General features: G+C 70.1%; 5 protein-coding genes, 1 tRNA gene and 1 rRNA gene. 6 read left to right on the top strand and 1 reads right to left on the bottom strand.

Features of this window, described 5'->3' with window-relative positions:
- The 3 genes from rrf to AB0A94_RS20370 form a co-directional block, all read left to right on the top strand.
- Positions 1–91, top strand: a 5S ribosomal RNA gene (rrf, locus tag AB0A94_RS20380); the annotation flags it as partial.
- Positions 92–206: 115 nt separating this feature from the next.
- Positions 207–869, top strand: a complete 663-nt coding sequence (locus AB0A94_RS20375) for a DegT/DnrJ/EryC1/StrS family aminotransferase (RefSeq protein WP_361746146.1) — start codon at positions 207–209, stop codon at positions 867–869.
- 78 nt (positions 870–947) lie between these two features.
- A tRNA-Thr gene (locus AB0A94_RS20370) sits at positions 948–1,020 on the top strand.
- A 62-nt stretch (positions 1,021–1,082) separates the two neighbouring features.
- On the opposite strand, the gene AB0A94_RS20365 is transcribed toward AB0A94_RS20370, so the two are convergent.
- The gene (locus AB0A94_RS20365; protein ID WP_361746133.1) at positions 1,083–3,836 is read right to left on the bottom strand and encodes a SpoIIE family protein phosphatase; all 2,754 of its coding nucleotides are present in this window, start codon (positions 3,834–3,836) and stop codon (positions 1,083–1,085) included.
- A 415-nt stretch (positions 3,837–4,251) separates the two neighbouring features.
- On the opposite strand from AB0A94_RS20365, the gene AB0A94_RS20360 reads away from it, so the two are divergent.
- From AB0A94_RS20360 to AB0A94_RS20350, 3 genes are all read left to right on the top strand, one after another.
- A complete protein-coding gene (locus AB0A94_RS20360) occupies positions 4,252–9,723 on the top strand; it encodes a HAMP domain-containing protein (RefSeq protein WP_361746131.1) in 5,472 nt (1,823 codons plus the stop codon).
- Positions 9,724–10,030: 307 nt separating this feature from the next.
- Entirely contained in the window at positions 10,031–10,708 is a 678-nt protein-coding gene (locus AB0A94_RS20355) for a response regulator (protein ID WP_217128377.1), read from the top strand.
- Positions 10,709–10,864: 156 nt separating this feature from the next.
- On the top strand, positions 10,865–13,627 hold the full coding sequence (locus AB0A94_RS20350) for a DNA translocase FtsK (RefSeq protein ID WP_361746128.1): 2,763 nt from the start codon (positions 10,865–10,867) through the stop codon (positions 13,625–13,627).
- Positions 13,628–13,774: the final 147 nt, after the last annotated feature.

Here is a 13,774-nt window from a genome sequence, read left to right as displayed (position 1 = left end):
GCCCGGTTACATTCCGAACCCGGAAGCTAAGCCTTACAGCGCCGATGGTACTGCAGGGGGGACCCTGTGGGAGAGTAGGACGCCGCCGAACAATTTTTCAAAAGGGTTGGACCCTGAACTTCGGTTCCGGGTCCAACCCTTTTTTGTTCTGTGTCACTTGACGTTCACGTTGCGCAACGAGCATCCACTCCATGAGTACTGCTGCACTGCTCAGGGCCGCCGGTGTCGGAGTGGGTGACGAGGTCGTCGTACCGGCCTTCGGGAACGTGGAAGTCGCCGAAGCCGTGACGATGGCAGGCGCGTTGCCGGTGTTCGCCGACATAGATCCGGCGACATACTGTCTGGAGCCGGCCGCGGTGGAGGCGGTCGTAACCCCCAGGACAGCAGCCGTCGTTGTCGTGCATCGCTTCGGGAGGCCCGCCGACGTGGGGCGGTTGCATGCGCTCGGCCGCCGGCACGGGCTGCTGGTGCTGGAGCACGGTGAATCCGAGGCGTCGTACGACGAGATGGCTCAGCGGCGGGAGCGGGCGGCGTTCCTCGACGCCAAGTTGAGGGGTGTGCGGACGCCCGAGAGCGGAGTCGGGCACACCTATCAGCAGTACGTCGTGCGGGTGCCGGGGAACGGTCGGCCCGACCGGGACGCCTTCGCACGTGCCATACGGAGCAAGGGCGTTGAGTGCCGCGTGCCGGTGAAGACCCCCGTGCACCGGATGCCCGAGTTCCGGCGGTGTGTGTCGCTGCCCGAGACCGAGCGGGCCGCCGACGAGACGCTCGCGCTTCCCGTGGACGCGTCACTGACCAAACGGGACATGCAGCGGATCGCGGCGGCGTGCAACGCGCTGGGCGGACTGCTCCAGCCGGTCGGCTGAGCGGTGGTTGGGAGCACGGGTTCATTCGGGGTATGATCTATTCCGTTGCCGAGGGGGAAACCCCGCACACGGCGACAGGCCCCTATAGCTCAGTCGGCAGAGCGTCTCCATGGTAAGGAGAAGGTCAACGGTTCGATTCCGTTTGGGGGCTCGGACAGAAAGGCCCCGCCCATTCGGGCGGGGTCTTTCTCATGCCCTGCGGGAGGGCGCCCGCTAATCCGTGGGCAGGCCCGGTACGCGCATGGCGAGGATCGCCATGTCGTCGGACGGGGGCTCGGAGGCGAAGCGTTCCACCGCGCGCATGATGCGGGCCGCGACCGCGCCGGCCGTCAGACCGGTACAGGTCGTCAGGACGTCGGCGAGGCCGTCGTCACCCAGCATGCGGGGGCCCTCGCGGCGTTCGGTGACGCCGTCGGTGACGCAGAGGAGCACGTCGCCGGGATCGAGGGTGACCGTCTGCTCGTACAGCTCCAGGTCCTCGATGACGCCGAGGAGGGGCTGCGGCTCCGCCGCCGGTTCGACCGTGCCGTCCTGGCGCAGGCGGAGCGGGAGGGGATGACCGGCGCAGACCACCTTCAGTTCCGCGCTGCCGTCGTCCTGCGGACGCATCTCGCCGTAGAGGAGGGTGAGGAAGCGGCTGCGGGCGCCCTCGTCGAGGATCGCGGAGTTGAGGCGCTCCAGGACCGCCGGACCGCTGAGGCCCTCGCGGGCCAGCAGCCGGAGCGCGTGCCGGGCGAGACCGGTCACGGCCGCCGCGTTGGGGCCGGTACCGCAGACGTCGCCGATGGCGAAGCCGTACGCGCCGTCGCTGATCGGGAAGAGGTCGTAGAAGTCGCCGCCGACCTCGTTGCCCTCGCCCGCCGCGCGGTAGATGACCTCGACCTCGACGCCGTCGATGGTCGGCAGCTCCGGCGGCAGGAGGCTGCGCTGGAGGGACTGGCTGATCGCCGTGCGCTCCGAGTAGAGGCGGGCGTTGTCCAGGGCCAGGGCGGCCCGTCGGGAGAGGTCCTCGGCGAGCTCCAGGATCTCCTGGCGGAAGTGCTCGTCGGTCGGCTTGCCGAGCGTCAGCATGCCGATGACCCGGTTGCGGGCGACCAGGGGGAGGACCACCGTCTCGCCGCCGACCGCGGAGGCCGTGGCGAGGGTCGGGCCGATGCCCGTGGTGACCTGGCGGGTCGGGCCGCCGCTGAGGCCGAGGCTGCGCATGGAGGTGCGCAGGGCAGCCTGGTGGGCGACCTCCGCCGGGGCGGACCAGACGCGGGCACCGGGGGTGGGGACCGGGTCGGGCGGGGCGATCTTCGACAGCAGGGACTTGATGCCGTCGATCAGCTCCTCGTCCTCGTGCAGCACGTAGGAGAGGTACGGCTCGGAGGCCTGGTCGGCGATCGTGTAGACGGCGCACCAGGTGGCGAGGGTCGGCACCGTCATCTGGGCCATCAGGGCCAGGGTCTGGTCCCGGTCCAGGGTGCCGGCCAGCAGGTCGGAGGCCTCGACGAGGAAGCTGAGCGAGCCGCGGCGCAGGCGCTCCAGTTCGCCCAGGCGGGCCGACTCGACGGCGAGCGCGATGCGGTCCGCCGCGAACTGCAGGCGCAGCGCCTCCTCGTTGGAGTATCTGCCGGGTGCCTCGGCGGCGACGCCGAGGGAACCGGTGAGGCGGCCCTCGACCTTCAGCGGGACGGTGATGACCGAACGCATGCCGGTGCTGTTGAGGAGGGGGACGGCGCCGGGGACGGCGGTCAGGTCCTCGTGGACGGCCGGCATGCGGGCGGAGCCGTAGCGGCCGGGGCCCGCCTCGACGGGGACGCGGGCGAAGCGCTGGCGGGCCGAGGGGAGGCCGGTGGAGGCGCGGACTTCCAGTTCCGTCTCGTCGTCGGTCGCGAGGAGCAGGAAGGCGGAATCGCCGTCGAGCATGTCGCGGGCGCGTTCCACCGTGCGCTGGAGCAGCCCGTCGAGGTCGTCGGGGGCCGGGGAGCCGATGAAGACCTCGAAGGGGTCGGTGCTCTGGCCCTCGGAGGTGCCGGACGTGTCGGGTGCGGGGCCGCGCAGCGGGGTCTGCAGAACCGCCCGTTCGTGGTCCCGCACCAGGAGGCAGACCGTTGACGGCTCGCCGTCGGTGTCCCGGACCCGCAGGTGGGAGGCGTACACGGGGATCACTCGGCCGTGGGCGCCCCTGATGCCGTAGCTGCCCTCCCAGCGGGAGAGCCGGAGCGCGTCGGCGATGCCGGTGCCGGTGCCCGGGGTGTGCGGCCAGGCCGCGAAGTCGGTCAGCGGCTTGCCGGTGACCTGCTCGGCGGAGTAGCCGAAGAGCTCCTCGGCGTCCTCGTTCCAGGCGGTGATGGAACCGACCTGGTCGATCTGGACCACGGCGACGCGGACCCGGGTGTCGGCGAGCGGGAGGAGGTGGGCCGGCAGGGCGGGGCCGGCGGTGCGGGTGCCGACCGGGCGCTCGGGAAGGTCGAGCCGGAACCAGACGGTCTTGTGGGTGGGGGTGTAGTCCACGCCCCAGTGGCCGGCCAGGGCCGCGCACAGCTGGAGCCCGCGGCCTCCCTCGCGGTCGGGGCTGCCCATGGTGATGGCGGAGCCCTGAAGCGGGATCTCCCGCTCCGGATACCGGTCGGCCACCTCGATCCGTACGCCTTCGTCGCTGCGCAGACAGAGGAGCTCGGCGGAGGTTCCGGCGTGGACCACGGCGTTGGTCACCAGTTCGCTGGTGAGGACCACGGCGTCGTCGACGATGTCACCGAAGCCCCAGCCCTGCAGGGTGTCGCGGACGAAGGAGCGGGCGCTCGCGACCGATCGCCCCACGGGCTCGAAGCTGGCGGCCGCGCGCGCGGTGATCACAGAACTCCTCGACCGGTTCTCGACGGGCATGGTTCCCTGGCCGACCGGCTCGTGCCGCTGGAGCGGCAGGCCGTCAGTCGGCCGCGGGTCCGGGGGCTGCTCCCCCGGGATCAGTCCGGTGGTCATGTGTGCGGCCGCCCTCCGATGCCCGCTCGTTCCCGTGCCACCGCCCAGGCCGGGCGGACCGGCGTGGCTGGACAGCCGGATGCAAGGTTACTTACCTTCGCGGTCCGAGCGGATGCCGGTCTGCTGTGTTTCCGTCCGGAGGTGTTCTCCGTACGGCGGGTGTGCGGACGATGTGCGAAGCTGCCGAACTGTTATGGCCTGGTTCGGCGGGGGTGAAACACTGGGCAGGCTTGCAGCGAAGGTCCGGGCAGGCCGTGTGCCTTCCGCGCCGGGTGGGCAGCAGCCCTCTGGTGGCGCCTTGGAACGTCGGGCAGGGCATCGCGGTAGTACGAGAAAAGCACAGGAGCAACGGGAGCGCCCTTGGCGGTGTGCCCGGAGCACAGCGGTAACGGTCGACCCCTGCGGGAGGGACACAGTGGAGTCTGGCGCAGCGACGCGGGGCACGAAGACGACGCGCGCGAAAGGCGGACAGTCCCTGGGCAAGCCGGGAAGGGCGCGGGGCGGGACCACGACCGTGGACACGGCGGCCCTGAACCGGCTGATGGTGGCGCTGGTGGCGATGCGGGACGGGAACTTCCGCAAGCGGCTCACGGTGTCCGGCGACGGCGTGATGGCGGAGATCGCGGCGGTCTTCAACGAGGTGGCCGACCGCAATCTGCACCTGACGGGTGAGCTGGCGCGGGTGCGCCGCATGGTCGGGCGTGAGGGAAAACTCACGGAGCGGCTGGAGACGGGGGCCTCCGAGGGCTCCTGGGCGACCGCGATCGACAACTCGAACGCGCTGGTGGACGACCTGGTGCGGCCCGTCTCCGAGGTCAGCCGGGTGCTGTCGGCGGTGGCCGAGGGTGATCTGTCGCCGCGTATGGAGCTGCGCACGCAGGCGGCGCCGGAAGGGGCCGGGCATCCGCTGCGGGGCGAGTTCCTGAAGGTCGCGCGGACCGTGAACAACCTGGTCGACCAGTTGTCGACGTTCACCGACGAGGTCACGCGAGTGGCCAGCGAGGTGGGGACCGAGGGCAAGCTGGGCGGTCAGGCCCAGGTACGTGGCATGTCCGGTTCGTGGAAGGACCTCACGGACTCCGTCAACACGATGGCGGAGCGGCTGACGGCGCAGGTGCGTGACATCGCGCTGGTGACGACGGCCGTCGCCCGCGGTGACCTGTCGCGCAAGGTCACCGTCCACGTCGAGGGCGAGATGCTCGAGCTGAAGAACACCGTCAACACGATGGTGGACCAGCTCTCCGCGTTCTCCTCGGAGGTGACCCGCGTCGCGCGCGAGGTGGGCACCGAGGGCGCCCTGGGCGGGCAGGCGCAGGTGCCCGGGGTGGACGGCGTGTGGAAGGAGCTCACCGACTCCGTCAACACCATGGCCGGGAACCTCACCGCGCAGGTGCGCGGGATCGCCGAGGTGACGACGGCGGTCGCCAACGGCGATCTGTCGCGGAAGGTGACGGTGCCGGCGCGCGGCGAGGTCGCGCAGCTCGCCGAGACGATCAACCAGATGACCGAGACGCTGCGGATCTTCGCGGACGAGGTCACGCGGGTCGCCAACGAGGTCGGCGGCGAGGGACGGCTGGGCGGCCAGGCGAACGTGCCGGGTGCCGCGGGGACGTGGAAGGACCTGACGGACTCCGTCAACACGGTGTTCCGGAACCTGACCACTCAGGTGCGGGACATCGCGGCGGTGACGACGGCGGTCGCCAACGGTGACCTGTCGCAGAAGGTCACCGTGGACGTGGCCGGCGAGATGCTGGAGCTGAAGAACACCGTCAACACGATGGTGGACCAGCTGTCGTCCTTCGGCGCCGAGGTCACGCGCGTGGCGCGCGAGATCGGCGTCGAGGGTGAGCTGGGCGGTCAGGCGCAGGTGCCGGGCGCGGCGGGGACGTGGAAGGACCTGACGGACTCCGTCAACACGGCGTTCCGCAACCTCACCGGACAGGTGAGGAACATCGCCCAGGTGACGACGGCGGTCGCCAACGGCGATCTGTCGCAGAAGGTGACGGTGGACGTCTCCGGCGAGATGCTCCAGCTGAAGAACACCGTCAACACGATGGTGGACCAGCTGTCGAGCTTCGCCGACCAGGTGACGCGGATGGCCCGGGACGTGGGCACGGAGGGCCGGCTGGGCGGTCAGGCGCGCGTGGACGGCGTGTCGGGCACCTGGAAGGAGCTCACCGACTCCGTCAACTCGATGGCGTCCAACCTGACGGGGCAGGTGCGCAACATCGCGCAGGTGACGACGGCCGTCGCGCGGGGTGACCTGTCGCAGAAGATCGACGTCGACGCGCGGGGGGAGATCCTCGAACTGAAGAACACCATCAACACGATGGTGGACCAGCTGTCGTCGTTCGCCGACCAGGTGACGCGGGTGGCCCGCGAGGTGGGTACGGAGGGTCGGCTGGGCGGTCAGGCGCAGGTGCCCGGGGTCGCCGGTGTGTGGCGGGACCTGACGGACTCCGTGAACGGCATGGCGGGCAATCTCACCGCGCAGGTCCGCAACATCGCCCAGGTGGCGACGGCGGTGGCGCGCGGTGACCTGTCGCAGAAGATCACCGTGGACGCGCGCGGGGAGATCCTGGAGCTGAAGAACACGCTGAACACGATGGTGGACCAGCTGTCGTCGTTCGCCCAGGAGGTCACGCGGGTGGCCCGTGAGGTGGGTACGGAGGGCATCCTCGGCGGTCAGGCCGAGGTGCAGGGTGTCTCCGGCACCTGGAAGGACCTCACGCAGTCGGTGAACGGCATGGCGAACAACCTGACCCTCCAGGTGCGCAACATCGCCGAGGTCACCACGGCGGTCGCCAAGGGCGACCTGTCGAAGAAGATCACCGTCGACGCCAAGGGCGAGATCCTCGAGCTGGTCACCACCGTCAACACGATGGTGGACCAGCTGTCGTCGTTCGCCGAGCAGGTGACCCGGGTGGCCCGTGAGGTGGGCACCGAGGGCATCCTGGGCGGCCAGGCGCACGTGCCCGGGGTCACGGGCATCTGGAAGGACCTGAGCGACAACGTCAACCTGATGGCGAAGAACCTGACCACCCAGGTGCGCAACATCTCCCAGGTGTCCGCCGCCGTCGCCAACGGCGACCTGACGCGGCAGGTCAGCATCGAGGCGCGCGGCGAGGTGGCGCAGCTCGCCGACACCATCAACATCATGGTGAAGACGCTGAGCGCGTTCGCCGAGCAGGTCACCAAGGTGGCCCGCGAGGTGGGCACGGACGGCATCCTCGGCGGGCAGGCGCACGTGCCGGGTGTGGCCGGTACGTGGAAGGACCTCACCGAGTCGGTGAACCAGATGGCGTCCAACCTGACCGGTCAGGTGCGCAACATCGCCATGGTGACGACGGCCATCGCCAAGGGCGACCTGACGAAGAAGATCGACATCGACGCGCGCGGGGAGATCCTGGAGCTGAAGACGACCATCAACACGATGGTCGACCAGCTGTCCTCCTTCGCCGAGGAGGTCACGCGGGTGGCCCGCGAGGTGGGCACCGAGGGCCAGCTGGGCGGCCAGGCGCGCGTGCGGGACGTCGACGGCACCTGGCGGGACCTGACCGAGTCCGTGAACGAGATGGCCGGGAACCTGACCCGGCAGGTGCGTGCCATCGCGCGGGTGGCGACCGCGGTGACCCGCGGCGACCTGAACCTGAAGATCGACGTGGACGCGTCCGGGGAGATCCAGGAACTCCAGGACTACATCAACAAGATGATCGCCAACCTGCGCGACACCACGATCGCCAACAAGGAGCAGGACTGGCTCAAGGGCAATCTCGCCCGCATCTCGGCGCTGATGCAGGGGCGCCGTGACCTGGAGGACGTGGCCTCGCTGATCATGAGCGAGCTGACGCCGGTGGTGTCCGCGCAGCACGGCGCGTTCTTCCTCGCGATGCCGCTGGTCGACGGCGAGGACCTGAACGCCGCGGACGACGACCAGTTCGAGCTGCGCATGCTCGGCTCGTACGGCTACTCCATGGGGTCCATGCCGACCTCGTTCCGGCCCGGTGAGGGGCTCATCGGGACGGCCGCCGTGGAGAAGCGCACGATCCTCGTGCAGGACGCGCCCAGCGGCTACCTGAAGATCTCCTCGGGGCTGGGGGAGGCACCGCCGGCGCAGGTGATCGTGCTGCCGGTGCTGTTCGAGGGGAAGGTGCTCGGCGTCATCGAGCTGGCCTCGTTCACGCCGTTCACGCACATCCAGAAGGACTTCCTCAACCAGATCGCCGAGATGATCGCGACGAGCGTCAACACCATCTCGGTCAACACCAAGACCGAGCGGCTGCTCTCGCAGTCCCAGGAACTGACCGAGCAACTGCGTGAGCGGTCGGCGGAGTTGGAGCAGCGGCAGAAGGCGCTCCAGGCGTCCAACGCCGAACTGGAGGAGAAGGCCGAGCTGCTGGCCCGGCAGAACCGCGACATCGAGGTGAAGAACACCGAGATCGAGGAGGCGCGGCAGGTCCTGGAGGAGCGCGCCGAGCAGCTCGCGGTCTCCATGCGCTACAAGAGCGAGTTCCTCGCCAACATGTCGCACGAGCTGCGCACGCCGCTCAACTCGCTGCTGATCCTGGCCAAGTTGCTCGCCGACAACGCGGAGGGGAACCTCTCCCCGAAGCAGGTCGAGTTCGCCGAGACCATCCACGGCGCCGGATCCGACCTGCTGCAGCTCATCAACGACATCCTCGACCTGTCCAAGGTCGAGGCGGGCAAGATGGACGTCTCCCCGACGCGCATCGCGCTGGTCCAGCTCGTGGACTACGTGGAGGCCACCTTCCGGCCGCTGACCGCGGAGAAGGGCCTGGACCTGTCGGTGCGGGTGTCGCCGGAGCTGCCGGCCACGCTGCACACCGACGAGCAGCGGCTGCTCCAGGTGCTGCGCAACCTGCTGTCCAACGCGGTGAAGTTCACCGATTCCGGGTCGGTGGAGCTGGTCATCCGGCCCGCCCGTGACGACGTCCCGCAGGCCATCCGGGAGCAGTTGCTGGAGGCCGGTTCGCTGACCGACCCGGACGCGGATCTGATCGCGTTCTCGGTGAGCGACACGGGCATCGGCATCGCGGCCGGCAAGATGCGGGTGATCTTCGAGGCGTTCAAGCAGGCCGACGGCACCACCAGCCGCAAGTACGGCGGCACGGGGCTGGGGCTGTCCATCTCGCGGGAGATCGCGCAGCTGCTCGGCGGCGAGATCCACGCGCAGAGCGAGCCGGGCCGCGGCTCGACGTTCACGCTGTACCTGCCGCTGCAACCGAGCGAGCTGCCGCCGCACGGCTACCAGCAGCCCATGCCCGCGTTGGAGGCCGGCGACCTGGTGGAGTCGGCCGAGCCGGCCCCGGCGGAGATCGAGACGCCGGCGGAGGTGAAGTCGTACCGGGACACCCAGAACGGTCCGGCCGCGCTGTTCCGGCGCCGCCGCAGGATCACGCTCGAGCAGCGGCCCGCTCCGGAGCCCGAGCCGTGGCCGGGCGTGGAGCGGCAGGAGCCGGCTCCCCGGCCGTCGAGCCGCGGCATCCGCTTCGGCGGGCAGAAGGTGCTGATCGTCGACGACGACATCCGCAACGTCTTCGCGCTCACCAGCGTCCTGGAGCAGCACGGCCTGTCCGTGCTGTACGCGGAGAACGGCCGCGAGGGCATCGAGGTGCTGGAGCAGCACGACGACGTGGCGGTCGTCCTGATGGACATCATGATGCCCGAGATGGACGGGTACGCCACGACCACGGCGATCCGCCGGATGCCGCAGTTCGCCGGGCTCCCGATCATCGCGCTCACCGCGAAGGCGATGAAGGGCGACCGTGAGAAGGCGATCGAGTCGGGCGCCTCCGACTACGTGACCAAGCCGGTCGACCCCGATCACCTGCTGTCGGTGATGGAGCAGTGGATGCGGGGGGAGTGAGACCGGCGTCCGCAGGGGGCGCGCATGTGACGGGAAGCTTCGGTGTTCATGAGCTGTTGCTGACGCGGTGCGCGCGAAGTCGTGTAGAGGTACGGGAATCGGGGAACCTTCTGGTCTCCCGCCGCGTTTCTGCTACGTACACAGTGACATCGCGGTGACAGGGTGTGGCGACGGGCGGGGTGCGGCTACGATGACCGGCACAAGGACGGGCGGCGCAAGGGAGTCGTCCCCTGGGGCGGTACCCACGGGTGCGTCCCCAGGACCTGCGGACAGGGGAGGCCCCAAGCCGGGGCGAGGAGGGCGGGCCATGGTGCAGAAGGCCAAGATCCTCCTGGTCGATGACCGGCCGGAGAATCTGCTGGCGCTGGAGGCGATCCTCTCGGCGCTCGATCAGACGCTGGTGCGGGCATCGTCCGGGGAGGAAGCGCTCAAAGCACTGCTCACGGACGATTTCGCGGTCATTCTGCTGGACGTCCAGATGCCGGGCATGGACGGTTTCGAGACCGCCGCGCACATCAAGCGGCGGGAGCGGACCCGGGACATCCCGATCATCTTCCTCACCGCGATCAACCACGGTCCGCACCACACCTTCCGGGGGTACGCGGCGGGTGCGGTCGACTACATCTCCAAGCCGTTCGACCCGTGGGTGCTGCGCGCGAAGGTCTCGGTCTTCGTCGAGCTGTACATGAAGAACTGCCAGCTGCGGGAGCAGGCGGCGCTGCTGCGGCTCCAGCTGGAGGGCGGCGAGAAGGACACGGCCGAGTCCAAGGAGCCGGCGGGGCTGCTCGCCGAGCTATCGGCGCGGCTCGCGGCCGTCGAGGAGCAGGCCGAGGCCCTCACCAAGCAGCTCAACGACGAGTCGACCGACGCGGCCGCGGTGGCCACGGCCGCCCATCTGGAGCGCAAGCTCACGGGGTTGCGGCGGGCGCTGGACGCCCTGGAGCCCGGAACCGGCAGCGCGTCGTCGGTGCCGTCGCAGAACTGACGCCGAGGGCGAGGGCGTTGGCCGGGCACCCGACGCGCCGTGGGCGTGAGCCCGCGTCAACTGTGCGTCAATGTCACGCCTCGACAAGAGCGACACGAACGGGTGAAGCGTCCGTCACGCGTGTCCCCGACCGTCTCCACCGGTAACCTCACACCCATGGCCTCACGTCCCTCCGCAGCCAAGAAGCCGCCCGCGAAGAAGGCGCCCGCTTCCGCGAAGGCTCCGGTGAAGAAGGCTGCCGCCAAGAAGGCCCCGGCGAAGAGGGCTCCCGCCAGGAAGGCCCCTGCCAAGAAGGCCGTGGCGAAGAAGGCCGCGCCCGCACCGGCCGCCCCGAATCCGACCAGCGGCGTCTACCGGCTCGTACGCGCCCTGTGGCTGGGCCTCGCGCACGCCGTCGGCGCCGTCTTCCGCGGCTTGGGGCAGGGCGCCAAGAACCTCGACCCCGCGCACCGCAAGGACGGCCTGGCGCTGCTGCTGCTCGCCGTCGCCCTGATCGTCGCGGCCGGCACCTGGGCCGACCTGAAGGGCCCCGTCGGCGACCTCGTGGAGATCCTGGTCACCGGTGCCTTCGGCCGACTCGACCTGCTGGTGCCGATCCTGGTCGCGGTCATCGCCGTGCGGTTCATCCGGCACCCGGAGAAGCCGGAGGCCAACGGACGGATCGTGATCGGCCTGTCCGCGCTCGTCATCGGTGTGCTCGGACAGATCCACATCGGCTGCGGCTCGCCCGCGCGCAGCGACGGCATGCAGGCGATAAGGGACGCCGGCGGTCTCATCGGCTGGGGCGCGGCCACACCGTTGTCGTCGACCATGACCGACGTCCTCGCCGTGCCGCTGCTGGTGCTGCTCACCGTCTTCGGTCTGCTGGTCGTCACCGCCACCCCGGTGAACGCCATTCCGCAGCGCCTGCGGCAGCTCGGTGTGCGGCTCGGCCTCGTCCGCGAACCCGAGCCGGAGGAGTTCGGCGAGGACGACGTGCGCTACGAGCAGCAGTGGCGCGAGTCGCTGCCCGCGAGCCGTCGCGGACGGCGGCCGGCGCCCGAGGAGTACGACCCGGACGGTGCGGAGCAGGAGGCGCTGTCCCGGCGCCGGGGCCGGCCCCGCAGGCCCGCGGTGTCGCAGTCCTCCATGGACCGGCCCATGGACGCCGTGGACGTGGCCGCCGCCGCGGCCGCCGCGCTGGACGGCGCCGTGCTGCACGGGATGCCGCCCTCGCCGATCGTCGCCGACCTGACCCAGGGCGTGAGCACCGGCGACCGTGAGCCGACCGCACCGACGCCGGTTCCGGCCGCCCGCGCGCGGCAGGGGAAGCCGAAGGGGGACAGGCCGCAGGACGGGCCGAAGCAGGACGGACCACCGGCCGGCGTCCTGGACATGACCAAGGAGCCGCCCCGCGAGCCCCGCGACCTGCCCGCCCGCGCGGAGCAGCTCCAGCTCTCCGGCGACATCACCTACTCGCTGCCCGCCCTCGACCTGCTCGAGCGCGGCGGCCCCGGCAAGGCGCGCAGCGCCGCCAACGACGTCATCGTCGACGCGCTGCGGAAGGTCTTCACGGAGTTCAAGGTGGACGCCGCCGTCACCGGCTTCACCCGCGGCCCGACGGTCACCCGCTACGTGGTGGAACTCGGCCCGGCCGTGAAGGTCGAGCGGGTGACCGCGCTGACCAAGAACATCGCGTACGCCGTCGCCAGCCCGGACGTGCGGATCATCAGCCCGATCCCCGGCAAGTCCGCGGTGGGCATCGAGATCCCGAACACCGACCGGGAGATGGTCAACCTCGGTGACGTCCTGCGGCTCGCGGAGTCCGCCGAGGACGACGACCCCATGCTGGTCGCCTTCGGCAAGGACGTCGAGGGCGGCTACGTCATGGACTCCCTGGCGAAGATGCCGCACATGCTGGTCGCCGGCGCCACCGGCTCCGGAAAGTCGTCCTGCATCAACTGCCTGATCACCTCGATCATGATGCGGGCGACCCCGGAGGACGTCCGGATGATCCTGGTCGACCCCAAGCGCGTGGAGCTGACGGCGTACGAGGGCATCCCGCACCTGATCACGCCGATCATCACCAACCCCAAGCGGGCCGCCGAGGCGCTCCAGTGGGTCGTGCGCGAGATGGACCTGCGCTACGACGACCTCGCGGCCTACGGCTACCGGCACATCGACGACTTCAACCGCGCGGTGCGCGAGGGCAAGGCCAAGCCGCCCGAGGGCAGCGAGCGGGAGCTGCAGCCGTACCCGTACCTGCTGGTGATCGTCGACGAGCTGGCCGACCTGATGATGGTCGCCCCGCGCGACGTCGAGGACGCCATCGTGCGCATCACGCAGCTGGCGCGGGCGGCCGGTATCCACCTGGTGCTCGCCACGCAGCGGCCGTCCGTCGACGTGGTCACCGGTCTGATCAAGGCGAACGTGCCGTCCCGGCTGGCGTTCGCCACGTCCTCGCTCGCGGACTCGCGGGTCATCCTCGACCAGCCCGGCGCCGAGAAGCTGATCGGCAAGGGCGACGGGCTGTTCCTGCCGATGGGGGCGAACAAGCCGACGCGTCTGCAAGGCGCGTTCGTGACCGAGGAGGAGGTCGCGGCCGTCGTCCGGCACTGCAAGGAGCAGATGGCGCCCGTCTTCCGGGACGACGTCACCGTCGGGAGCAAGCAGAAGAAGGAGATCGACGAGGACATCGGCGACGACCTGGACCTGCTGTGCCAGGCGGCCGAGCTGGTCGTCTCCACCCAGTTCGGGTCGACGTCCATGCTCCAGCGCAAGCTGCGCGTCGGCTTCGCCAAGGCGGGCCGGCTGATGGACCTCATGGAGTCGAGGAACATCGTCGGACCGAGCGAGGGTTCGAAGGCCCGTGACGTTCTTGTGAAGCCTGATGAACTGGATGGCGTGCTCGCGCTGATCCGGGGGGAGTCTGAAGGGTAGGCGAGCGGGAGGTGGTCGTCGTCTCCGGGCACCCGGACGGCCGATCGTGACCCACCCGTGAGCGATCATTGAGCAACCGTTTCCCGTCGGCGTACGTCAAGTTGAGGGAAACGACAAACTGCGTGCCCATCATCGGAATGTCGGGCC

The sequence above is a fragment of the Streptomyces sp. NPDC044984 genome (assembly GCF_040646935.1).
GTDB lineage: Bacteria > Actinomycetota > Actinomycetes > Streptomycetales > Streptomycetaceae > Streptomyces.
The sequence above is the reverse complement of the archived record's forward strand: the minus strand, read 5'-3'. Positions and strand labels throughout refer to the sequence as shown.